The sequence below is a fragment of the Streptomyces sp. NPDC007088 genome (assembly GCF_042869355.1).
In the GTDB taxonomy this organism is placed as follows: Bacteria; Actinomycetota; Actinomycetes; order Streptomycetales; family Streptomycetaceae; genus Streptomyces.
In genome coordinates this window covers 41,958-65,454 of the sequence record NZ_JBIAFO010000011.1, presented here as the reverse complement: position 1 = coordinate 65,454, position 23,497 = coordinate 41,958, and the positions used below count along the sequence as shown (strand labels likewise).

General features: G+C 73.1%; 16 protein-coding genes, 1 tRNA gene and 2 pseudogenes. 10 read left to right on the top strand and 9 right to left on the bottom strand.

All coding sequences use genetic code 11. From position 1 onward, the window contains the following. Positions 1-55: 55 nt before the first annotated feature. From ACFYMP_RS19030 to ACFYMP_RS19015, 4 genes are all read right to left on the bottom strand, one after another. A complete protein-coding gene (locus tag ACFYMP_RS19030) occupies positions 56-880 on the bottom strand; it encodes an MBL fold metallo-hydrolase (RefSeq protein WP_388858508.1) in 825 nt (274 codons plus the stop codon). After that, the gene (locus ACFYMP_RS19025; RefSeq protein WP_388858505.1) at positions 877-1,839 is read right to left on the bottom strand and encodes an NUDIX hydrolase; all 963 of its coding nucleotides are present in this window, start codon (positions 1,837-1,839) and stop codon (positions 877-879) included. Before ACFYMP_RS19025 ends, ACFYMP_RS19030 begins: the two co-directional genes overlap by 4 nt. Positions 1,840-2,007: 168 nt before the next feature. Further along, positions 2,008-2,472, bottom strand: a complete 465-nt coding sequence (locus ACFYMP_RS19020) for a RidA family protein (protein ID WP_388858502.1) — start codon at positions 2,470-2,472, stop codon at positions 2,008-2,010. After that, positions 2,469-2,627: a DUF4177 domain-containing protein gene (locus tag ACFYMP_RS19015; RefSeq protein WP_210871712.1), complete on the bottom strand. Its 159-nt coding sequence runs from the start codon at positions 2,625-2,627 to the stop codon at positions 2,469-2,471. The genes ACFYMP_RS19020 and ACFYMP_RS19015 overlap by 4 nt, the downstream gene beginning before the upstream one ends. A 206-nt stretch (positions 2,628-2,833) precedes the next feature. Here ACFYMP_RS19015 and ACFYMP_RS19010 point away from each other — a divergent pair, with 206 nt between their 5' ends. Further along, positions 2,834-3,823, top strand: a complete 990-nt coding sequence (locus ACFYMP_RS19010) for an ArsA-related P-loop ATPase (protein WP_388858499.1) — start codon at positions 2,834-2,836, stop codon at positions 3,821-3,823. A 214-nt stretch (positions 3,824-4,037) separates the two neighbouring features. Continuing rightward, positions 4,038-5,351: an ArsA family ATPase gene (locus ACFYMP_RS19005; RefSeq protein ID WP_388858496.1), complete on the top strand. Its 1,314-nt coding sequence runs from the start codon at positions 4,038-4,040 to the stop codon at positions 5,349-5,351. A 612-nt stretch (positions 5,352-5,963) separates the two neighbouring features. Here ACFYMP_RS19005 and ACFYMP_RS19000 read toward each other — a convergent pair. Beyond that, positions 5,964-6,257: pseudogene (locus tag ACFYMP_RS19000) on the bottom strand (WhiB family transcriptional regulator); the annotation flags it as partial. Positions 6,258-6,694: 437 nt separating this feature from the next. On the opposite strand from ACFYMP_RS19000, the gene ACFYMP_RS18995 reads away from it, so the two are divergent. Then, complete coding sequence (locus ACFYMP_RS18995; protein ID WP_388858493.1) at positions 6,695-8,962, top strand: transglycosylase domain-containing protein; 2,268 nt, start codon at positions 6,695-6,697, stop codon at positions 8,960-8,962. Between the two features lie 273 nt (positions 8,963-9,235). Here ACFYMP_RS18995 and ACFYMP_RS18990 read toward each other — a convergent pair whose 3' ends face one another. Beyond that, the gene (locus tag ACFYMP_RS18990; RefSeq protein WP_363145573.1) at positions 9,236-9,700 is read right to left on the bottom strand and encodes a GatB/YqeY domain-containing protein; all 465 of its coding nucleotides are present in this window, start codon (positions 9,698-9,700) and stop codon (positions 9,236-9,238) included. Between the two features lie 126 nt (positions 9,701-9,826). Between ACFYMP_RS18990 and ACFYMP_RS18985 the strand changes: the two genes are divergently transcribed. From ACFYMP_RS18985 to ACFYMP_RS18975, 3 genes are all read left to right on the top strand, one after another. Then, positions 9,827-10,768: a metallophosphoesterase gene (locus ACFYMP_RS18985; RefSeq protein ID WP_388858490.1), complete on the top strand. Its 942-nt coding sequence runs from the start codon at positions 9,827-9,829 to the stop codon at positions 10,766-10,768. A gap of 254 nt (positions 10,769-11,022) precedes the next feature. Beyond that, positions 11,023-11,625 (top strand): Pr6Pr family membrane protein, encoded by a 603-nt coding sequence (locus ACFYMP_RS18980; protein ID WP_388858487.1) that lies wholly within the window; start codon positions 11,023-11,025, stop codon positions 11,623-11,625. A 90-nt stretch (positions 11,626-11,715) separates the two neighbouring features. Then, positions 11,716-11,789: transfer RNA gene (locus ACFYMP_RS18975), tRNA-Pro, on the top strand. A 77-nt stretch (positions 11,790-11,866) separates the two neighbouring features. Here the strand turns inward: ACFYMP_RS18975 and ACFYMP_RS18970 are convergent. Further along, positions 11,867-11,974: pseudogene (locus ACFYMP_RS18970) on the bottom strand (site-specific integrase); the annotation flags it as partial. A 467-nt stretch (positions 11,975-12,441) separates the two neighbouring features. Between ACFYMP_RS18970 and ACFYMP_RS18965 the strand changes: the two are divergent. Both ACFYMP_RS18965 and ACFYMP_RS18960 read left to right on the top strand, forming a co-directional pair. Beyond that, positions 12,442-16,506, top strand: a complete 4,065-nt coding sequence (locus ACFYMP_RS18965) for an AAA family ATPase (protein WP_388858484.1) — start codon at positions 12,442-12,444, stop codon at positions 16,504-16,506. Positions 16,507-16,980: 474 nt separating this feature from the next. Beyond that, positions 16,981-17,526, top strand: coding sequence for a carboxymuconolactone decarboxylase family protein (locus tag ACFYMP_RS18960; protein ID WP_388858481.1), 546 nt, complete (start codon positions 16,981-16,983; stop codon positions 17,524-17,526). A 416-nt stretch (positions 17,527-17,942) separates the two neighbouring features. Here the strand turns inward: ACFYMP_RS18960 and ACFYMP_RS18955 are convergent, their stop codons facing one another. Then, positions 17,943-19,049, bottom strand: coding sequence for a glutamate--cysteine ligase (locus tag ACFYMP_RS18955; RefSeq protein WP_388858478.1), 1,107 nt, complete (start codon positions 19,047-19,049; stop codon positions 17,943-17,945). 131 nt (positions 19,050-19,180) lie between these two features. Between ACFYMP_RS18955 and ACFYMP_RS18950 the strand changes: the two genes are divergently transcribed. Together ACFYMP_RS18950 and ACFYMP_RS18945 are read left to right on the top strand one after the other, a co-directional pair. Further along, positions 19,181-21,088, top strand: a complete 1,908-nt coding sequence (locus ACFYMP_RS18950) for a S9 family peptidase (RefSeq protein ID WP_388859016.1) — start codon at positions 19,181-19,183, stop codon at positions 21,086-21,088. Positions 21,089-21,183: 95 nt separating this feature from the next. After that, the gene (locus ACFYMP_RS18945; RefSeq protein WP_388858475.1) at positions 21,184-22,035 is read left to right on the top strand and encodes an SURF1 family protein; all 852 of its coding nucleotides are present in this window, start codon (positions 21,184-21,186) and stop codon (positions 22,033-22,035) included. A 214-nt stretch (positions 22,036-22,249) separates the two neighbouring features. Here ACFYMP_RS18945 and ACFYMP_RS18940 read toward each other — a convergent pair whose 3' ends face one another. Next, positions 22,250-23,434 (bottom strand): hypothetical protein, encoded by a 1,185-nt coding sequence (locus ACFYMP_RS18940; protein ID WP_388858472.1) that lies wholly within the window; start codon positions 23,432-23,434, stop codon positions 22,250-22,252. Positions 23,435-23,497 lie beyond the last annotated feature (63 nt).

The window sequence follows — 23,497 nt, the reverse complement described above, 5'->3', positions numbered from 1 at the left end:
CGCACGGGAGCCGGCCGCCGTCGTGCGCGTACCCGGCGCACGGGGCCGCTCCGGCTCAGCGGCGTCCCCGCAGGTACTCCAGCTGGGCGGCCACGGACCATTCGGCGGCGGGCCACAGGGAGCGGTCCACGTCGGCGTAGACGCGGGCGACGACCTCGGGCGCGGTGGTGAGCCCGGCGGCGACGGCCTCCTCGACCTGGCCGAGGCGGGCGGCGCGGTGCGCGAGGTAGAACTCGACGGCGCCCTGCGCGTCGTCCAGGACCGGCCCGTGGCCCGGCAGGATCGTGCGCACGCCCTCGTCGGTGGTCAGGGAGCGCAGCCGGCGCAGCGAGTCGAGGTAGTCGCCGAGCCGTCCGTCCGGGTGCGCGACGACCGTCGTACCGCGCCCGAGGACCGTGTCGCCGGTCAGGACGGCTCCGTCGGCCGGCAGGTGGAAGGAGAGCGAGTCGGCGGTGTGGCCGGGGGTCGGCACGACCCGCATCTCCAGCCCGCCGGTCGTGACGACGTCCCCGGCGGCCAGCCCCTCCTCGCCCAGCCGCAGGGCCGGGTCGAGGGCGCGTACGGCCGTCCCGGTCAGCTCCGCGAAGCGCCCCGCGCCCTCGGCGTGGTCGGGGTGCCCGTGGGTGAGCAGGGTCAGGGCTATCCGGCGGCCGGCCCGTTCGGCGGTCGCGACGACCTCGCGCAGGTGCGTCTCGTCGAGCGGCCCGGGGTCGACGACGACGGCGAGGTCCGAGTCCGGTTCGGCCACGATCCACGTGTTGGTGCCGTCGAGCGTCATGACCGAAGGGTTCGGCGCCAGGACGTTCACGGCGCGCTCGCTCGCGGGACCGCTCACGACGGCGTCACGGGGGCTGCCGGGCGGCGCGGGCACGGCGCTCACCGCGCGCCCCGCCCCTCGTCGGCCGGTACGTCCGTGGGGACGCCGACGGACTCGGCGGACCGCGGGGGCTCCGGGATCTCCGGCATCTCCGGGACCCGTTTGGTGAACTCCTCGTGGCCCGGCCAGGTCAGGACGACCTCCTCGCCCTCCAGCCGCGCCTGGGCGAGGACGGGGGTGAGATCGGGGGCGTCGAGGTCGTCCATGACGCCGACGACCGAGCCGTACGGGACGAGGGCACGCAGGGTCGCGACGGTCGGCGGCATCATCTGCAACGCCCCGTCCTCGTAGCGGCCCAGCGCGTCCACGGGGCGGACCCACTCGGTGCGGTCGGCCTCGGTGGAGACGTCGCGGGTGCGCTGGCCCTCGGGGAGCGCGGCGACGAAGAACCACGTGTCGTAGCGGCGGGACTCGAACTCGGGGGTGATCCAGCGCGCCCACGCGCCCAGCAGGTCGCTGCGCAGCACGAGCTCGTGGCGGTTCAGGAACTGCGCGAAGGACAGTTCGTGCGCGACGAGAGCGGCCCGTTCGGCGTCCCACTCGGGGCCGGACACGTCGGAGACGACGGTGTCTGCGGTGGGCCCGGCGAGCAGGACCCCGGATTCCTCGAAGGTCTCGCGCACGGCCGCGCACACGACGGCCTGCGCGGCGGAGGGCTCGTCCAGTCCGAGCCGTACGGCCCAGTCGGCGGGCGAGGGCCCGGCCCAGCGCACCTGCTCTTCGTCGTCGCGCGGGTCGACGCCGCCGCCCGGATACGCGTACGCCCCGGCCGCGAAGGCCATCGAGGCGCGCCGCCGCAGCATGTGCACGGCGAGACCACCGGCGCCGTCCGGCACGTCACGCAGCAACAGCACGGTGGACGCCCGGCGCGGCGTCACGGGTTCGAGCTCCCCGCGCGCGAGCGCCCTGATCCGCTCGGGCCACTCGGCGGGATACCACTGTCCATGACGACCATTACCCATGGCCGGAGGCTAACTCTTCCCGAGCGACAGTTCGAAGCAGGAACGGGGCGGCGGGGCGCGCACCGGGGCGAAGGAAGCGGGGCGGGCCCCGTTTCGGGCCCGCCCCGCTCCGGGCGACGGCCGACGGGCGACGGCCGACGGCCGACGGCTTTCGCCCCCCGGACGACCTCAGCCCAGCAGTTCGACGATCAGCTCGACCTCGACCGGCGCGTCCATCGGCAGGACGGCGACGCCGACCGCGCTGCGCGCGTGCACGCCCCTCTCACCGAACACCTCGGCCAGCAGCTCGCTCGCCCCGTTCAGCACCGCGGGCTGCCCCGCGAAGTCGGTCGCGGAGGCCACGTAGCCGGTGACCTTGACGACGCGGGCGACCTGATCGAGGTCCCCGGCGACCGACTTGACCGCGGCCAGCGCGTTGAGCGCGCACACCCGGGACAGGCCCTTGGCCTCCTCCGCGGTGACCTCGGCGCCGACCTTGCCGATCGTCGGCAGCGCCCCGTCGACCATGGGAAGCTGCCCGGCCGTGTACACGTACACGCCGCTGCGTACGGCCGGCTGGTAGGCGGCCAGCGGCGGCACCACGTCGGGCAGGGTCAGCCCCAGGTCGGCGAGGCGCCGCTCGACGGCGCTCACGCCTGCTTCTCGCGCTTCAGGTAGGCCACCAGCTGCTCCGGGTTCGGGCCGGGAACGACCTGCACGAGTTCCCAGCCGTCCTCGCCCCAGGTGTCGAGGATCTGCTTGGTCGCGTGGACGAGGAGCGGCACGGTCGAGTATTCCCATTTGGTCATGCGGCGACTTTAACGGCTGGCCGGGACGCGGCCCAACGCCTCCCCGGACGGCCGCCCCGGGCCGTGCGCGACGCCTGCCGGGCGGCGGCCCCCCGCTGGAACGACGGAACAGCGGAACAAACGGAACAGCGGAACAAAGGGGACGAACCTCCCCAGCCCCTCCACAGGAGCCGGTGAGGATTTAGGCTCGCGGGCATGAGGTGGATGTGAGCAGGCTCCAGGTCGTCAGCGGCAAGGGCGGGACCGGAAAGACTACGGTCGCCGCCGCCCTGGCGCTCGCCCTCGCCACCGAGGGCAAGCGCACCCTCCTCGTGGAGGTCGAGGGCAGACAGGGCATCGCGCAGGTCTTCGAGACGGAACCGCTGCCCTACGGCGAGCACAAGATCGCGGTGGCCCCGGGCGGCGGCGAGGTGTTCGCGCTCGCCATCGACGTGGAGCTGGCGCTGCTCGACTACCTCCAGATGTTCTACCGGCTCGGCAGCGCGGGCCGCGCGCTGAAGAAGATGGGCGCGATCGACTTCGCGACGACCATGGCGCCCGGCGTCCGCGACGTCCTGCTCACCGGCAAGGCCTGCGAGGCGGTGCGCCGCAAGGACAAGCAGGGCCGGTTCGCGTACGACTACGTGGTCATGGACGCCCCGCCCACCGGCCGCGTCACCCGCTTCCTCAACGTCAACGACGAGGTCGCCGGACTCGCCAGGATCGGCCCCATACACAACCAGGCGCAGGCCGTCATGCGGGTGCTGAAGTCCCCGGAGACGGCGGTGCACCTCGTGACGCTGCTGGAGGAGATGCCGGTCCAGGAGACCGCCGACGGCATCGCCGAACTGCGCGCGGCCCGGCTCCCGGTGGGCCGGGTCCTGGTCAACATGGTGCGCCCCGCGCTCATCGGGGACGCCGATCTCGGCCGCGCCCTGGACGACGGCGGGGACGGCACCCGGCACGCGGAACTCGCCCGGACCCTGTCGGCGGCCGGACTGGGCTCCGCGCGGCCCGGTGGCCCCGCGCGGCGGCTCGTGGACCCGCTGCTGGAGCAGGCCGCCGAGTACGCGGAACGGCACGCCCTGGAGGCCGCCCAGCGCGAGGTCCTCGCCGGTCTCGGTCAGCCCCTGCACGAACTGCCGCTCTACGCGGGGGGAATGGACCTGGCCGGGGTCTACCGCCTGTCGAAGGAGCTGCGGAGCCAGGGCCTGTGACCGCGCCCCCGCCAGAAGGAGCTGCGGAGCCAGGGCCTGTGACCGCGCCCCCGCCAGCACGAACGCCACGGCCGCCTCAGCCGCCGCCTCCACAGACGTCCCCGCCGCCTCCACCACAGACGTCCCCGCCGCCTCCGCAGGCTCCCCCGCCGCGCCCCGGCACCCCGCTGACCACCGCCGTACCGCCCCACGCCACCGAGAGGGACAAGGACATATGAGCCTGGACCCGGCGCCCGCCCTGGAGATCGATCCGCTGCTGGACGACCCCGGGACCCGCATCGTGGTGTGCTGCGGCTCCGGCGGCGTCGGCAAGACGACGACGGCCGCCGCCCTGGGCCTGCGCGCCGCCGAACGCGGCCGCAAGGTCGTCGTCCTCACCATCGACCCGGCCCGCCGCCTCGCGCAGTCCATGGGGATCGACGCCCTCGACAACACCCCGCGCCGCGTCACCGACGTCAAGGGTGAGGGCGAACTGCACGCGATGATGCTCGACATGAAGCGGACCTTCGACGAGATCGTCGAGGCGCACGCCGATCCGCAGCGCTCCCGGGCCATCCTGGAGAACCCCTTCTACCAGTCCCTGTCCGCCGGTTTCGCCGGTACGCAGGAGTACATGGCGATGGAGAAACTGGGCCAGCTGCGGGCCAGGGACGAGTGGGACCTCATCGTGGTCGACACCCCGCCCTCGCGTTCGGCGCTGGACTTCCTGGACGCGCCGAAGAACCTCGGCTCCTTCCTCGACGGGAAGTTCATCCGCGTCCTGATGGCCCCCGCGAAGGCCGGCGGCCGGGCCGGGATGAAGTTCCTCAACGTCGGGATGTCCATGATGACGGGCACCCTCGGCAAGCTGCTGGGAGGCCAGTTCCTCGGCGACGTACAGACCTTCGTCGCGGCGATGGACACGATGTTCGGCGGTTTCCGCACCCGCGCCGACGCGACGTACCGCCTGCTCCAGGCGCCCGGGACGGCGTTCCTCGTGGTCGCGGCGCCCGAGCGGGACGCGCTGCGGGAGGCCGCGTACTTCGTGCAGCGACTGGCCGCCGACGGGATGCCGCTGGCCGGTCTCGTCCTCAACCGGACGCACCGCAGCGGCGCCGCCGGGCTCTCGGCGGAACGCGCGCTCGCCGCCGCCGAAAATCTTGACGAGAACGGCATTGTGGATCAGCGGGCCGGGAAAGCTGGTCTCGGTAACGCCCCCGAGACGGACTCCGGCGCCCTCGACTCCCCCGAGGACGGACCGGGTTCGGCGGCGCCGCCCGACGAGGAGGATCCGGCTGCCGCGGCCCGCGTGGCGGCGGGACTGCTGCGTCTGCACGCCGAACGGATGCGCCTGCTCGACCGCGAGCAGCGCACCCGGGACCGCTTCACGGCCCTGCACCCCGAGGTGCCGGTGGCCGAGGTGGCGGCACTCCCCGCCGATGTGCACGACCTGTCCGGCCTGCGCACGATCGGCGACCGCCTCGCGGCGGCGGCCGAGGAGCCCCGCCCGCCAGCGGAACGGAAGGACGAGACCGTCGACAACGGGTGACAAGGCCGACAAAGGCGACTAGGGCGACGACGAGTAAGCAGGGACCCACGGGAGGACGAGGAGAGCAGCGAGCGCTGAGCCGGGAGCAAGAGCGGCCCGCAACGAGGGCGCGATCCGCGACAGGCCGGGACAGGACACGACGACACGTCGAACGGCCCGCCGGCCACAGCGCTACCGGATCACCGGCCGACGCCGGATCACCGGCCGACGAACCCCCACGTCACAGAACCGCCCGTCGCGTCGCCCGCCCGGCAGCCGTCCCCCTCGGCACCCGCGCAGGACACACGACATGGGCACGCCCCACCACCACACAGCTCGCGACGGCACGGCACCGTACGGCACGGCACCGAACGCCCAACTCCCGTACCGCGTACGTCACTGACCGCACCAGTCGTCAGCGGCGCGCCGGCCCGCGCGCCGCCCTCACCCCACGGCCGCGTACCGCCCGAACCGCAGGACCCGGGCGGCGGCGGACTCGCGCCGCTCCCGTTCCCGCGCGTCCGCGCTCTCCAGGTCGCCGCCGCCACTCTCGGACAGCTCGACCCCGGACAGCCCGGCGCCGGTGTCCACACCGACGCCCAGGCCCAGGTCGAGGCCCCCGTCGGCGCTCCCGGGCATCAGGCCCGTCCCGCGCTCGTACTCGCTGCGCGCGGTCTCCAGCAGTCGGCGCCAGGAGGTGACGGTGGGGCGCCTGCGCAGCAGCGCGCGGCGTTCCCGCTCGGTCATCCCTCCCCAGACACCGAACTCCACACGATTGTCCAGCGCGTCGGCCAGGCACTCGGTCCGCACGGGGCAACCCGTGCACACCGCCTTGGCCCTGTTCTGCGCTGCCCCTTGTACGAATAGTTCATCCGGATCGGTAGTGCGGCAGGCAGCCTGCGCACTCCAGTCGGTAACCCAGCCCATGCCGGCGCCGTCCTCTCCCGAATCGAGGCTCCCCCACGGCGGCAGCGGCATATTCACCGCCGCCAGTCCAGGACGTTACGGAACGTGGACACAGCGCAACACCCCCTTCGGGCCCAATCTTGAATGGCCCGAACGGACTATGCGCATGCGGCACATCACCCAACGGAGTGAGCGCAGGACAAACACACCAAGCCGAACTGTTCGGGACAGTTCGATTGCCACGCGAGGGACGAGGAAGGACGTAAGGGAGGGAACCGGACAGCGGTTGAGCGGGAGAACACAGGGGCGCTGACCGGGGAGGACGAGCGGCTGGGCAACAGTCGGGCAACAGCTCGGGGACGGGATTGCGCTCCCGTGACTGCTGCTGTGACAGTTGGGTGCAGCTTAGGCCAAGGCATATACGGATGTCCGGCGATTGAGAACGTAGGCTGCCCTGCATGGGAAAGAAGCGCTCGGGCGGTGGACTCTCCCCTGTCCAGCAAGCCGCCAAGTTCCTCGGTGTCAGCGTGCTCTCGGGGGCGGTGCTCGCGGGGATCGCCCTCCCGGCCGTCGGTGCCCTGGGACTGGCGACCAAGGGAACCGTCCAGGAGTTCGACGAGATCCCGGCCGATCTGAAGCGCCCGCCGCTGAGCCAGCGCTCGACCATCCTGGACTCGAAGGGCGGTCAGATCGCGACCGTCTACTTCCGCGACCGCACGGTCGTACCGCTGAAGGACATGTCTCCGTACGTCCGCAAGGCGCTCGTCGCCATCGAGGACGCGCGCTTCTACGAGCACGGGGCGGTCGACCTCAAGGGCGTCCTGCGCGCGGTCAACCAGAACGCCCAGAGCGGCGGAGTGGCCCAGGGGGCGTCGACCCTGACGCAGCAGTACGTGAAGAACGTCTTCATCGAGGAGGCGGGGAACGACCCCGACAAGGTCGCGCAGGCCACGCAGCAGACGATCGGGCGCAAGATCAAGGAACTCAAGTACGCCATTCAGATCGAGAAGGAACTCGGCAAGAAGGGCATTCTGGAGAACTACCTCAACATCACCTTCTTCGGTCAGGGCGCGTACGGCGTCGAGGCCGCCTCGCAGCGCTACTTCTCCACCCACGCGAAGGACCTGAAGCTGGAGCAGGCCGCGATGCTGGCCGGCATCGTGCAGTCGCCGACCCGCTACGACCCGGTCAACGCCCCCAACGAGGCGAAGAAGCGCCGGGACACGGTGCTGCGCCGCATGTACGAGGTACACGCCATCACGCGCGGCGAGATGCAGGCCGCGCGGGCGAAGCCGCTGGGGCTGAAGGTGCAGCGCCCGAAGAGCGGCTGCATCACCGCCACGCGCGGGGCCGGCTTCTTCTGCCAGTACGTCGAGAACGTGCTCATGACCGATCCGGCCTTCGGCAAGACGAAGGCGGACCGCGCCAAGCTGTGGAACCGGGGCGGCCTCACGATCCGCACGACGCTGGACCCGCAGGCGCAGGACGCGGTGCAGAAGTCGCTGTCCGAGCACGTCTACCGGACGGACCCGGTGGACGCGGCCAGCACGCTGGTCCAGCCGGGCACCGGCAAGATCCTCGCGATGGGCCAGTCCAAGCCGTACGGCAACGGCAAGAACGAGTCGGCCTACAACCTCAGCGTCAACAAGGACATGAGCGGCTCGAACTTCGGCTTCCCGACCGGTTCGACCTTCAAGCCCTTCGTGGCGGCGGCGGCGATCGAGAAGGGTATGCCGCCCACGAAGGAGTACCCCTCGCCGTACTCGATGGAGTACCCGAGCCCGGTCCAGGGCTGCGAGAAGCCGTGGACCAACGAGGAACACGCGAAGGTCGAGAACGAGAACGAGACCGAGAAGGGCCCGTACCGGATGAAGGAGGCGATGGCGAAGTCCATCAACACCTACTTCATCTCGCTCATCTCCGAGGTCGGCACCTGCCCGGTGACCCAGCTGACCGACAAGCTCGGCATAGTGCAGGGCAGCGGCGAGAAGCTGCCGCAGGTCCCCTCGATCGCGCTCGGCGCGAAGGGCCTGTCCCCGCTCACCATGGCCTCGGCGTACGCGGCTTTCGCGACCCGCGGCACGTACTGCACCCCGGTCGCGATCGAGTCGGTGACCGGCATGGACAAGAAGCCGATCGCGGTCCCCAAGTCGACCTGCACGAGGGCGATGTCCGAGAAGACCGCCGACACGATAAACACCCTGCTGAACGGCGTGATCGACTCCGGTACCGGTAAGGAGGCCGGGCTCGACAACCGTCCGAGCGCCGGTAAGACGGGTACGACGGACGAGCGCCGCAACGCCTGGTTCGTGGGCTACACCCCGAACATGTCGGGCGCGGTGTGGGTCGGCAGCGCGACGCAGCAGGTCAAGATGCGCGACATCACGATCGGCGGCCGCTACAACGAGCTGGTCTTCGGTGGCGCGGTGCCGGGCCCCATCTGGCGCGACGCGGTGAACGGCGCGCTGGCCGGGCAGGAGGCTCCCGACTTCAACCTGATCGACATCCCGGACCCGAAGAAGAAGGACCCGAAGAAGCCCGGGAACGGCGACCAGCCCGACCAGCCGGACCAGCCCGGCCAGCCGCAGGACGGCGGCGACGAGCACCCCGACGGCGGCCTCGGCGGACTGTTCCCCGGGGACAACGGCGGGAACGACAACGGGAACGGCAACGGCAACGGCAACGGTGGCGACCGGGGCGACGACGGAGGCTGGTTCGGGCACTGAGACCGGGCCCCGGGACGGCGAGCGCGAGCGAGCCGACGCCGACGGCGCACCCGAGGACCCGTGACGAGGACTCGTGGGGGAGGACCCCTGGGGGAGGACCCGTGGGGGGACTCGTGGGGGGACTCGTGGGGGGACTCGTGAGCAGGGCCCCGGCTGGATGATCCAGCCGGGGCCCTGCTTTCCTTCCCGTTCCTCCAGGACGGCCTACCGCTTACCGCCCACCGCCCACCGCCCAAGGCTTGCCGCTGAGGGCGAGGGCTCACCGTTCGCGGCCTACTGGGCGAGGGCCTGCTTGACGGCGGCGGCCACACGGCCGCCCTCCGCGAGCCCCTTCACCTTCGGGTTCACGATCTTCATGACCTGCCCCATGGCGCGCGGCCCCTCGGCGCCGGCGGCCCGCGCCTCCTCGACGGCCTGGGCGACGATCCCCGCCAGCTCCTCGTCGCCGAGCTGCTTGGGCAGGTAGTGCGCGAGCACCTCGCCCTCGGCACGCTCCCGGGCGGCCTGCTCCCCGCGACCGCCCTGCTCGAAGGCGTCGGCGGCCTCGCGGCGCTTCTTCGCCTCCTTGGCGATCACCTGGAGCACCTCCTCGTCGGACAGCTCACGCGCCGCCGTACCGGAGACCTCTTCCTTGGTGATGGCGGTGAGGGTCAGCCGGAGGGTGGCGGAGCGCAGCTCGTCCCGCTTCCGGATGGCGGCCGTGAGGTCTTCGCGCAGAGTGTCCTTGAGCGTGGTCATGCCGCCAGTGTCTCAGGTGGCGGGGCCGATCGCCGCGCGGATTTCCGCTGCCCGGAAGGGCCGTTGCGGGGCGGGCGGCGGCTCCCTGCCGGTCCGTGCTCCCCCCGGATCTGACACGATGGCGCCATGCGCGCGCGATACGGAGTACCCCTGGGCATCACGGCGGGAATCGGGGCGACGGCGGCGGCCGGCCTCGTGTACGCGGCAGGCTTCGAGGTGCGGTCGTTCCGGCTGCGCCGGGTGACGGTCCCCGTACTGCCGGCCGGGATGCGCCCGCTGCGCGTCCTCCAGGTCTCGGACATCCACATGGTGAGCGGCCAGAACAAGAAGCGCCGCTGGCTCCAGTCGCTGGCCGGACTGCGCCCCGACTTCGTGATCAACACCGGGGACAACCTGTCCGACCCGGAGGGCGTCCCGGAGGCCCTGGACGCGCTGGGCCCGCTGATGGAGTTCCCCGGCGCGTACGTCTTCGGCTCGAACGACTACTACGGCCCCAAACTCCGCAACCCCGCCCGCTACTTGATGGAGAAGGCCCGGGGCGCCCACGGCCTGAACGGCAACCCGCCCGCCCAGAACGTCGTGCACAACCCGTGGGAGGAACTGCGGGACGGCTTCGACGCGGCGGGCTGGCTGAACCTGACCAACACCCGGGGCACCCTGAAGATCGACGGCCACGCGATCGCCCTGACCGGCCTCGACGACCCGCACATCAAGCGGGACCGGTACGCGAGGGTCACCGGTGGCCCCGACGCCACGGCCGACTTCTCGATGGCCGTCGTCCACGCCCCGTACCTGCGCACCCTGGACGCCTTCACGGCGGACGGCTACCCGCTGATCCTCGCGGGCCACACGCACGGCGGCCAGCTCTGCATCCCCTTCTACGGCGCCCTGGTCACCAACTGCGACCTGGACACGGACCGCGTGAAGGGCCTGTCGACCCACACGGAGAACGGCAACACCTCCTACCTCCACGTATCAGCGGGCTGCGGCACCAACCGCTACACCCCGCTCCGCTTCGCCTGCCCCCCGGAGGCGACGCTGCTGACGCTGGTGGCGAAGGAAGGATAGCCCTCCGCCCGCCCTCCCTCCCCACGTCTCTCGCCACCGGCCCCGGAACCGGTCCGGCGCTTGGGGACGAGGCGGAGGGACGAAGCGGGGAGGGACGAAGCGGTCCAGTCCCCGGGTGTCCGAGGGGTGTCCGATCAGGTTCAGAATCAGGATCAGGATCAAGAACAAGGTGGGGGCCGGGGGCGGGGCCCCTCGGCCCCTCGGACACCCCCGGGAGGTTCACCGCGGGTAGGTGTCTGCCTACGGTGGACCGCATGGTCGCCCCCTACCCCACCCGAGTCCCCGTGGAAGCGGTGGCCCCGCCGGTACGCCGGCCGGTCGTCGCGACCTGCCGAGCGCTGCTCGCGGCGGCAGCGGCCGCAGGAGTGGCCCTCGCCGTGGCGACGGGCCCGCCCCTGGAAGCGCTGAGCCGCCTCACGGTCCAGAGCAACCTCCTCCTGGCCCTGGTCACAGCGGTCTCGGCGGCCCGCGCCTGGCGCCCCCGCCGCCCGGTCCGCCCCGCCCTCACCGGCGCGGCCCTCCTCTACGTCCTCCTGGCGGCGATCACCTCATGGGCGACGACCGGCCCGTCCCTCTCGCTCCTGGCAACGGCCACTCCCCTGGCCGCCCTCCTCGACTGGCTCCTGTTCACCCGCCCCCGCACCCTGCACGTCCGCATACTCCCGTCCTGGCTCCCCTACCCCGCGGCCTACCTGGCCTTCACCCTGCTCAAGCCCGGCCGCCACCTCCACCCCTACCTGAACCCGGACACCCTCCCCGCCACGACACTGGCCGCCCACTCCGCCCTCCTGGCGGTGACGACGACGGCCCTGGCCCTGCTGCTGGTGGCCACGGACCACGTCCGCCCCACCCTCTGAGAACCGGATTTCGTCTACGGCCTCGGGTCCGCTAAAGTAATCGATGTCGCCACGACGGAATCACCTCCGAGTGACCCGCCAGGCCGACATCGGGGTGTAGCGCAGCTTGGCAGCGCGCTTCGTTCGGGACGAAGAGGTCGTGGGTTCAAATCCCGCCACCCCGACAGTGAAGCATCAGGTCCCCAACCTACTCACGTGAGTAGGTTGGGGACCTGTTTCGTTTGCGTGGCCATCTGGGTGACTACCGCTCCGGACCGCGCTTGAAGATGCCGTCCATGACCACCGCGCCAGTCTGGGTCACGGGGCGGATCTGCTTCCGGTGGACCTCCTCGGTCACGGCCGTGCCGGATCGAAGCCGAGGTTCGCCGTGGCGGTTCGTCGCTGTCTCTTCTGGTCCCAGTGGAGGCCGCCATCGGAGCCGGTTCCGGCCATCAACTGCCCCACGTCCTCCGGTGCCGGTCCCTCCCCTCGTGCGGACCGGTACCGGACGACGCGGGCTGTGCTGCCTCGTGCCGCGTCGGCGGGGCGGCGCGGGGCAGACGGTCTCCGGGGCCGTTTCTCCCAGGGGGAAGCGGTCCGGAGAAGAACGGTCGCGTGAGGCGGTCCGGGAAGGCGCGAGCGCCGGGGACGGTCTCTCCGGGCGGTGGGAGGATGGTGGCCCGGACGCAACGTGTTCGGTTCGCTACTGCGTCCTGATCCTGCCATTCGCGTAGCCCATGGAGGGGGCCGCCGCCGTATCCGGATGACATAAGTGCAGGTCAGGGCTATAGGGTGAGTTTTCCGGTCCGGACGCGCGGGTGTGGCGGAAGTGAGGGGGTGGAGGACTTGGGTGGCGACTCGGGGGCGCGGGCGGCCTTCGCGGAGCGTCTCGCCCTGCTGTACCAGGAGGCCGGCGACCCTCCTCTCAAGCGGGTCTCCGACGCGGTCGCCCGTCTTCAGCGGGTCGACGAGCGGGGGCGGCCCGTGCGGGTGTCCGCGCAGCGGATCAGCGACTGGCGGCGGGCCAGGAACGTACCCGCCCAGTTCGCCGCTCTGAGCGCGGTTCTGCACCTGCTGATCTCCGAGGCCCGGCGCAGGCGGCCGGTACCGGTCTCCCCCGGCCTCTACGACATGGCCCACTGGCTCGCGCAGTGGGAGAGCGCCGTGGCCGGCCCGGTGGCCGACGGCGGGGCGGCGGGTGTCGAGGGGGCGGGGCGGCGCCCGGCCGAGGAGTCGTCCGGCACGGGCGGCGCGGGCGGCGCGGGCGGCACGCCCGGCCCGGGGAGCGCGGCCGTGTGCCCGTACCGGGGGCTGTCCTCGTACCGCCAGAAGGACGCCCAGTGGTTCTTCGGCCGGGAGCGCAGTACGGCGACCCTCATCGGCCTGCTCCGCGCGGCGGAGGCGACGGGTGGGCTGGTCATGCTCGTGGGCGCCTCGGGGGCGGGAAAGTCCTCCTTGCTGAACGCCGGCCTGGTGCCGGCGTTGCGGAAGGGCGCGCTGGAACTGGAAGGGGAGGACGCCCGGGACAGGCCGGTGCTGCAACTCGTCCCCGGCGGCGATCCGCTGGCCGAGCTGACCGGGCGCGTCCCCGAGCTGGGTGACGTGTCGCCGGCCGTGAGGGGATCGCTCTCCGGCGTGTCCGGTACGCCGCCATTCGCCCGGGAGGTGCGGCAGGCCGTCGCCTCGTGGACCCGGCGGGCGACGACGTCCGGGGCCCGCCCCGTCATCATCGTGGACCAGTTCGAGGAGCTGTTCACGCTGTGCCCGGACGAGGCGGACAGGCAGGTCTTCATCCGGCTCCTGCACGCCGTCAGCTCGCCCGGGGACGACGGTGAGCAGGCTCCCGCCCTCGTCGTCGTCGGTATACGGGCCGATTTCTACGAGAGGTGCCTCGGGTACCCCGAACTGGCCGAGGCGCTGGAACGCCGGCACACCGTGCTCGGTCCGCTGACCGCCGCCGACCTGCGCAAGGCGGTGACGGGCCCGGCCAAGGCCGTGGGACTGGAGCTCGAACCGGGGCTGGCGGAACTGATCGTCCGCGAGGTGACCTTCGACGGGCCGCGCGGCGCACACGACGCGGGGGTGCTCCCGCTCCTCTCCCACGCCCTGCTCGCCACCTGGCAGCGACGCAGGTCGGGGCGGCTGACCCTGGCCGGTTACCGCGCGGCGGGCGGTATCCAGGGGGCGGTGGCGGCGACCGCCGAGCGCGCCTGGTCCGTACTCGATCCGGCGGCCCGCGTCGCGGCGAGGCAGTTCCTCCTCAGGCTGGTGCGGCTGGGCGAGGACACCCAGGCCACGCGGAGACGCGAGACGCGGCGCCAGCTGGTGGAGGAGTCGGCGGACCCGGCGAAGACGGAGCAGTCGCTCGAAGCGCTGGTCCGCGCCCGCCTGGTGACTCTGGACGCGGAGACCGTCGAGATCACGCACGAGGCGCTGCTGCACGCCTGGCCGCGGCTGCGCGGCTGGATCGACGAGGACAAGAACGACCATCTGCTGCGCCAGCGGCTGGAGGAGGACGGCCGGGCCTGGGAGGAGTCCGGACGCGATTCCGCGCTGCTCTACCGGGGGTCCCGGCTGGACCACGCCCGCGCCTGGGTGAGGTCCGCCGACGACACCGGTCTGACCCGCGTCGCGGCCGGCTTCCTCGCGGCCTCGGCCAAGCTGCGCCGGCGCACGGTCCTGCTCGGGCGTAGCGCGGTGTCGGCGCTGGTCGTCCTCGCGATGCTCGCCGTCACCGCCGCGGTGATCGCGTGGGAGCAGCGGAACGACGCCGTGTTCCAGCAGGTGGTCGCGGAGGCGGACCGGGCCGCGGACTCCGATCCGTCGCTGTCCGCCCAACTCGATCTGGTGGCGCACCGGTTGCGCCCGGACGACGAGGACACGAGGAACCGGCTGCTCTCCATCGTGAACGCGCCGCTGGCCTCCCCGCTGCTCGGTCACACCGGCGCCGTCTACCTCACCTCGTTCAGCCCGGACGGGCAGGTCCTGGCCACCGCCAGCTACGACCGGACCGTCCGGCTGTGGGACGTGTCGGACCCGAACCTCCCCCACCCGCTGGGCTCCCCGCTCACCGGTCACCGGAGCTGGGTGAGCACCGCGGTCTTCAGCCCGGACGGCACCACGCTGGCCAGCGCCTCGGACGACGGCACGATCCGCCTGTGGGACGTACGGGACGCCCGTCACCCGCGGGCGCTGGGCGCTCCCGTTCCCGGGCACGGGGGTGCCATCTACCTGCTCGCCTTCAGCCCGGACGGCCGCACCCTCGCCTCCGCCGACGAGGACCACACCGTGGGCCTGTGGAACGTGGACGAGCCGCGGCGGCCCAAGGCGCTCGGCAGGCTGACCGGTCATACCGCGGCCGTACGGTCCGTGGCGTTCAGCCCCGACGGGCGGACGCTGGCGGCCGGAGGCGACGACGGCACGATCAGGCTGTGGGACACGGCCGATCCCCGTCGCCCGAAGCCGGCCGGCCCGCGGCTGACCGGTCATACCGGCACGGTGCACTCCGTCGCCTTCGCCCCCGGCGGCCGTACGCTCGCCAGCGGCGGCACGGACCGCACCGTACGGCTCTGGGACGTCGCCGACCCACGGCGCGCGAAGGCGCTGGGCGCGCCGCTGACCGGGCACACCGGCCCGATATGGTCGGTGGCCTTCAACTCCGCCGGGACCATGCTCGCGGACGGCAGCGCCGACAGTAAGGCCAGTCTGTGGAACGTCAGCGACCCGGCCCACCCCTCACAGGTCGGTGAGCCTCTCGCGGGCGGCAGCGGGGAGATGTACGCGATCGGTTTCAGCCCCGACGGGAGGACCCTCGCCACCGGCAGTGGGGACAACAAGGTCCGCCTGTGGTCGGTCCCGACCTCGGACGTGATCGGCCGCATCGGGGCGTTCCGTCCCGACGCGAAGGTGCTCGCCACGGCCGCCGGGGACGACAAGGTCCGGCTGTGGCGGGTGGCGCGCCCCAGCCGACCGGTGGCCCTGGGCGAGCCGTTCACCCCCGGGAGCGGGGCGCCGCGTTCGCTGGTCTTCTCCCCCGACGGCCGCACCCTGGCGGTACTGACGGGGACCCACGCGGTACGGCTGTGGAATGTCACGGACCCCGCCCGGCCGGTGCCCTACGGGCCGGCGATGGCGCTGCGCACCCGGTTCGCGGGCCCCCGCGCCCTCGCGTTCAGCCCCGACGGGCGGCTGCTGGCGACCGCCTGGACCGACCGCACGGTGCGGTTGTGGAACGTCGGCGACCCGTCCCGGCCCCGCCCTGTCGGGCAGCCCCTCACCGGCCACAAGGGGTATGTCAACGCCCTCGCCTTCGGCGCCGACGGGCGGACCCTGGCCAGTGGCAGCGCGGACGGGACCGTCCGGCTCCGGGACGTGTCGGACCCGCTGCGCGCCGCTCGGCTCGGCGGTCCGCTCACCGGACACCTGGGGGCCGTCAACACCCTTTCCTACAGCCCGGACGGGCACACGCTGGCCAGCGGCAGCGACGACGGCACCGTCCGGCTCTGGGACGTGACGAAACCCCGCGAGGCGGCCCGGCTGGGCGCTCCGCTGACCGGGCACACCGACGCGGTGGTGTCCCTGACGTTCAGCCCGGACGGCCACAGTCTGGCAAGCGGCGGGAACGACAACTCGGTCCGGCTCTGGGACGTCTCGCACCCCTCCGAGGTGTCCGCCATCGGCCAGTCGATGAGCCCCAACGCCAAGACGGGCAGCTTCCTGTCCTTCCGCCCGCACAGCAACATGCTCGGCGTGTCGAGCGGCACCGACACCGTACGGCTGTGGAACCTGGACACCGACGCGGCGATCCGCCGTATCTGCTCCACCACCCGGGGGGTCCTGACCCGGGAGAAGTGGGAGGAGTTCCTGCCGCGCCTCTCCTTCGACCCGCCGTGTGACGAGTAGACGGGCAACGGTTCGCGCTCCGCGCCCCACCCCTCACACCGAGTGAAACCGGTCACATCGTGTCGGCACGTTCACCGGAGCCTGCCGCAACACTCCTACGGGCTAGTACCGTTGGTCACGGCCCGATCGCTGACGCATCCCCCGTCGCCAGCGGTCGGGCCTTCTCCCGCTCCCGGCCCGGTCGAGCGGTACTCCTCGCCGGGGCCCTCGCGGTCTCTCGCGGGTGGACGACGCCCGGCGTACGGGCACGGGCCCCGTCCACGGCCCGGCGTGCGGGCCATGGGTCAACTGGCACTACGGGAGTAGCCCGTTGGCCCCGGAGCGCCGAAAATGGCCTTGCTGCCGCACGTCACAGTCACAGTCACACTCGCACGTCACAGTCACAGTCACACTCGCACAGCACACGTCGCACGTCGCACGTCGCACGTCGCACGTCGCACGATTCCGTCATCCGCCTTACGTGAGAGGTCGGTTGTGCCCCACATCGAGATCAGCAACGACGAACCCGGTATCCGAGGGCTCATGGTCCAACGGCCCGATACCGCCGCCCCCCTCAACCACCTGGCCGAGACCCTGCTGCGTTCCCCCCTGTCCCTGGACCGCGGGGAACGCGAGCTGATCGCCGCCTACACCTCGCACCTCAACCGGACGCCGTACTGCTCGGGTTCGCACGGTGCCTTCGCCGCCGCGCAGTTGGACGGCGGTGACGCACTCGTCGCCGCGGTGCTCAAGGACCCGGACAGCGCGCCGATAACGCCGCTGCTGCGGGCGCTGTTGCGCATCGCCGCCGAGGTGCGGGGGGAGGTCGGGCCGGTGTCCGCCGAGGCCGTGGCCGCCGCTCGCTCCGCGGGCGCCGACGACCGGCGGATACACGACACGGTGCTGATAGCCGCGGCGTTCTGCATGTACAACCGCTACGTCACCTGCCTGGACACCCGCTACCCGGAGGACCGGGGCTACTTCGAGGAGTCGGCGAAGATGATCACCACTCGGGGCTATGCGTCCGTAGCGGGAGGCTGAGCCGGTCCGCCCGCCGGAACCACCGGAACCACCCCGGCCGCGCGGGCCCGCCGGTCGCCCGCCCCCGGCCCGGAGGCGGCGGGCGTCCTCGCCTCGCTCCGCCGGGCCGGTCCCCGTCTCGTCCGCTCCGAGCGGGAGGCCGTCCGGCTGCCGCCGGGGATCGGGTGGTGGACGCCGCCGACACTGCCGGCCGTGGGCTGAGGTCAGAGGGTGCGGGGGGCGTGATTCCGGCGCTCAGTGCCTGTCGTCACCGTGGCGGAAGCACCCTCCGACGCCCCGCGGACCAGCCCCCGTCCGCTCAGGAGACGCATCGACGGCAGAACGCGGCGCCGCCGGGGCCGCCCTCGCCTGCGGGGAGCACCCGCACGGAACCGGAGCGCACGGCGTTCGGGAGACCGGGAGTGGGGTGGGCAGGCTCACTCCCCCCTGCGCACACACTCCCCCACCATCTCCCGCAGGCTCCCCGTCTCCGCCAGCAACTCCCGTTGTACGCGGGCGCCGTTGCCGTCGCGCAGCAGCCTGGTGACGCCGTTCTCCACGAGCGTGAGGTCGTCGTTGCTCTTCAGGGCCGGGCGGACGTGGTCGAGGAGGGTGGTGAGCGCCTCCTCCGCGGGGACCGGCGTGTGGGCGGTGGGGTGGAGGAGGTCGCCGTCGAGGCCGGTGCGGGCGGAGCGCCAGGCGGCGAGGCGCAGGAGGGGGACTCCGGTGGTGGGGGCGGGGGTGCCCGCGCGCCACTCCTCGGCGGCCGTGTCGACCAGGGCGCGGGTCAGGGCGGCGAGGACGACGGGGGTGGAGGGGTCGAGGCAGACGTCGGCCACCCGGACCTCGACGGTCGGGTAGCGGTGGGAGAGGCGGGCGTCGAAGTAGACCATGCCCTTGTCGCGGATCACTCCGCTCGCCACCATCGCCTCGACCTCCTCGTGGTAGCGGCGGGCCGAGCCGAAGGGCTCCGTGGGGCCGGCCGAGGGCCAGCGGTTCCACACGCGGCTGCGGTAACTGCCGTGGGAGGTGTCCTCCCCTTGCCAGAACGGGGAGTTGGCGCTCATGGCCAGGAGCAGCGGCAGCCAGGGGCGCAGGCGGTCGATGACGGCCACGCCCTCCTCGTCGGAGTCGACGGAGACGTGGACGTGGCAGCCGCAGGTCAGCTGTTCCTGGATGGTGGGGCCGAACTGCTCGGCGAGCCAGCGGTAGCGTTCGCCGGTGCTCAGGCGGGGGCTGACCGGCAGCGGGGAGGTGGCGAGGGCGGCGACCGCCGTTCCGGCGCGCCGCGCGTGCGCGGAGACCTCGGTGCGCAGCCGCCGGATCTCCCGGGCAAGCTCCGCCATGTCGGCGGCCGGGCGGGTCGCGAACTCGATCTGCTGGCCGTGGAGTTCCCGTTCCAGGGACAGTTCCTCGGGGTCGCCGGGCGCCCCGACGCCCCCGTCCCGTTCCGCCGAGGCCAGAACGGCGGAGGACCGCGACTGGGCCTCCCCCGTCTCCTCGTCCACCAGCAACAGCTCTTCCTCCACACCGACCGTGCGCACGCCGTACCGCCTCTCCTGGAACGGTCGCGCCTCGTGCGGACCGGGTCATCAGCTCTCGTTCCCTCTCCTTACCCGCCCCGGCCCCGCCACCCCTGCCCCGCCCCATCGGGTTGGATGGCGGTATGAGTGACATGAGTGATGACGCGGCGGGACCCGCCCGTACGGACGCCCAGGCGAACTCTCGTACGGATGCCGGCCCGGACGCCGGTACGCACGGGGACGCCGGGGCCGCCGTGCCCGACTGGGAGAAGCGGTTCCGGGCTCCCCGGGTGTCCCTGCCCGAGTGGGCCGAGGACGCCCCGGACCGTTCCCTCTTCGTGTCGAACGCGACGGGGACCTACGAGCTGTACTCCTGGGACCGCTCCACCGGTGCGCAGCGGCAGGTCACGGACCGGCCCAACGGGACGACCGACGGGACGCTGTCCCCGGACGGACGGTGGATCTGGTGGTTCGACGACAGTGACGGGGACGAGTTCGGGGTGTGGATGCGGCAGCCCTTCCCCGGCGGTCAGGACACCGAGGCGGTGCCGGGGCTCGCGCCCTCGTACCCGGCGGGGCTGGCGCTGGGCCGGGGCGGGCGGACCGTGGTCGTGGGGCGGTCCACCGACGAGCACGGGTCGAGCGTGCACGTCGTACGGGACGAGGGCGAGCCCGTCGAGGTGTACCGGCACCGGGAGTCGGCCGGGGTCGGGGACCTCTCGCACGACGAGTCGCTGCTCGTGATCGAGCACACCGAGCACGGTGACGCGATGCACTCGGCGCTGCGCGTCCTGCGTCTGGACACGGCCGGGGCGCCCGCGGGGGCCGCTTCCCCGCAGGTCGTCGCCGAGCTGGACGACACGGAGGGCGGGACGAAGGAGCTGGGCCTGGCCGTCATGGGTTTCGCGCCCGTCGACGGGGACGCGCGGCTGCTCGTGGGCCACCAGCGGCGCGGGCGCTGGGAGCCGATGATCTGGGACCCGGTGGCGGGTACGGAGACCGGGCTGGCCGTGGACCTGCCGGGCGACGTGAGCGCCGAGTGGTACCCGGACGGTTCGGCGCTGCTGGTCGAGCACAGCTTCGAGGCGCGCGACGAGCTGTTCCGCTACGACCTGGCGACCGCGGCCCTGACCCGGGTGGAGATCCCGGCCGGCTCGGTGTCGGGGGCGACGGCGCGGCCGGACGGGAGCGTCGAGTACCTCTGGTCCTCGGCCGCCGAGCCGCCGGTGGTGCGGTCCACGAGCGGCCGGGTGGTCCTGGACCCGCCCGGGATGAGGGCGCCGCGTTCGGTGCCGGTGGAGGACGCCTGGGTGGAGGGTCCCGGCGGCCGGGTGCACGCGCTCGTGCAGCGGCCCGCCGGGGGCGGCGAGGGGCCGTTCCCGACGGTGTTCGAGATCCACGGCGGCCCGACATGGCACGACAGTGACGCCTTCGCGGCGGCGCCCGCCGCGTGGCTCGACCACGGTTTCGCCGTCGTCCGCGTCAACTACCGCGGTTCGACGGGGTACGGGCGGGCCTGGACGGACGCGCTCAAGCACCGGGTGGGCCTGATCGAGCTGGAGGACATCGCGGCCGTCCGCGCGTGGGCGGTGGAGAGCGGGCTCGCGGACCCGGAGCGGCTCGTCCTCTCGGGCGGTTCCTGGGGCGGCTACCTGACGCTGCTGGGCCTGGGCGTGCAGCCCGAGGCGTGGGCGGTGGGGGTCGCGGCGGTGCCGGTCGCGGACTACGTCACGGCGTACCACGACGAGATGGAGGCGCTGAAGGCGATGGACCGCACGCTGCTCGGCGGTACGCCGGAGGAGGTGCCGGAGCGGTTCCGGGACTCCTCGCCGCTCACGTACGTCGACGAGGTGCGCGCCCCGGTGTACATCTCGGCGGGCGTCAACGACCCGCGCTGCCCGATCCGGCAGGTCGAGAACTACGTGGACCGGCTCGCGGCACGCGGCGCCCCGCACGAGGTGTACCGCTACGACGCCGGGCACGGTTCCCTCGTCGTCGAGGAGCGGATCAAGCAGCTCCGCCTGGAGATCGACTTCGTACGCAGGCATCTCAAGCCCTGATCCGGGTCCGGCGGCCACCGGCCGCGGGCAGGGACGCGCCGTCGTGGTACGGGGCCGCCGCCGGGGAAACGGCGGTCGCCCCGTACCGTGGGGGTGTGTACCGGTTCCTGCTGACTCCCCGGTGGTGGGGAATCCACGTGTTCGTCCTGCTGGCCATCCCGTTCTGCGTGTTCATGGGTTCCTGGCAGCTCGGCCGGTTCGAGGACCGCGTCGACCAGCACAAGGACAGTGACGAGGCGCGGTCCGTCCAGCGCCACGAACGGGCCGTCCCGCTCTCCGGGGTACTGCCGGTGACGCAGGACACCGTGGGGGACCGCACGGTGGCGAGCGGCCGGTACGTCGGGCAGTATCTGGTCCCCGGGCGGGAGCTGGACGAGCGGCAGGGCTTCTACGTCCTGGGGCTGCTGCGCACCGACGAGGACAAGGTCCTGCCCGTCGTACGCGGCTGGCTGCCGGGCCGGGCGCGGACGTCCGCCGCTCCGCCCGTGCCGAGGGGCGAGGTCACCGTCACGGGCGCGCTCCAGGCGCCGGAGAGCACCGAGACCAAGGGCGCGCACACCGAGGGCGGTCTGCCCCGGGGGCAGCTCGGCATCATCAGCGCGGCCTCCCTCGTCAATCTGGTGCCGGACGACGTGTACGACGGGTGGATCACGCAGGAGCGGGCCGAGGACGGCATGAAGCCGGTCCCGGCCGAGGCGGCGCCGGACAGCGGGCTCGACCTGAAGGCGTTCCAGAACCTCGGGTACACCGGTGAGTGGTTCGTCTTCGCGGGCTTCGTCGTCTTCATGTGGTACCGGCTGCTGCGGCGCGAGGTCGAGGCCCAGCGCGACGCGCTGCTCGGCATCGGCCCCGAGGACGACGAGGACCCGGACGCGGACCCGGACGCGGAGCCCGCCGGGGTTTCCGGGGACGCGGGCACCGAGCGCGCCGGGGCCGGTTCCCGGTAGGACGGGCACCGAACACGCCCGGACCGGCTTCCACCGGAACAGGCGCCGAGTACGCCCGGACCGGCTCCCGACAGGGGCTCACGGGGCGGCGCGGTGGCGGCGAGGGGGCGCCTCGTCCCCTCCGCGAGGCGCCCCCTCTCTCACCGTGGCCTGCCGTACGGGCGGGCGCGGCCGGTGGCCGGCCCGCCGGTTCCCGGCTCGGCCCGTCCCTTGTTCAGCCCGTCGCGTCGGGCGTCTGGAGGATGCCCGTCCGGTAGACGGTGCCGCCGCCGCACGCCTCGGGCAGCGTCGTACCGGCGCTCGGTCCGCCGGGCAGCGTGGTGTGGGTGAGCGAGACGCCGCCCGGCTCCCCCTTGTCCTGGAGCAGCGCGGTCGTCAGGAGCTGGGTGGTGACCACGGTGTCCGCCGTCGCCGGGCCGCTCTTCGTGTCGCCCTGCGGGGCCCCGCCACCGGAGCCGCTGTCCACCACGGGGGAGGGCCCGGAGTCCGGCCCCTCCCCCGGGGCGCCCGCCGAGGTGGACGGGGTCGGTTCGGCGGGCTGGCTCGGCGGCGTACCGCCGCTCCCGCCGCTGTCGCCGTCGTCGTCCTCGCCGCCCGTGCCGCCGCTGCTCTCGCCCTCGCCCGGTACGGTCCCGGGGTCGCTCGGGCACTGGGCGTCCGGCACGAAGGCGAACCGCACCTCGTACGAGGCCCCCGGGGCGAGCACCATCGCGGGCACCGCGGCCGAGGGCGCGGGGAGCCGGCCCGCCGGGTCGCCCGGCGTGTGCTCCACGACCTGGATGACCGTGCGGGCCGCCTTCCCGTGGGCGGTCGCGTCGAGCTGCCCCGGGCTGTCGACCGTGCAGCCCTTGCCGGAGACGTTGGCGACGCGGAAGCTGCCGTAGACGGTCCCGTCCGGCCCCGGGGTCCCGGAGTTCACGACGGTGTCGCCCAGCTGGGCCGCCGAGCACGCGGGGGCGGCGGCGAGGGCGGCGCTGCTCGTCGGTTCCGGGGTGCCGCCGGTGGCGCCCTTCCCGCCGTGCTTCCCCTCGCCGCGCTCGTCCGCGCCGTCCTCGCCGGAGTCGCCGCTGTGCCGGGGCGCGGGACCGGCGCGGTGACCGTCCCGGGGGGTGCCGGAGCCGGCCGGGTGCTCGCGGGCGTCCTGGCTGCTGCCCGCGATCGCCGTGTCGTCCTCGCCGGCGGGGGCGCTCACGACGTGCACGGCGGCCGGGATCGCCGTACCGAGGAGGAGGGCGGCGGCCGCGACCCCGACCAGCGCCTGCCGCTTCCTGGCCCTGCGGGCCGGGACGGCGACGCGCAGCCGGTCCAGGGAGGCCGTCGAGGGTTCGACACCGACCACGGCGTCCCGCAGGAGGCGCCGCAGGGCCAGTTCGTCGAGGGCGTCCGCTTCGGGGGTCATGGCCGTCGGCCCGCCTTCGTCCGTAGCGGAAGCGGGTCGTTCCGGTCCGGGTCCCGGTGCGGG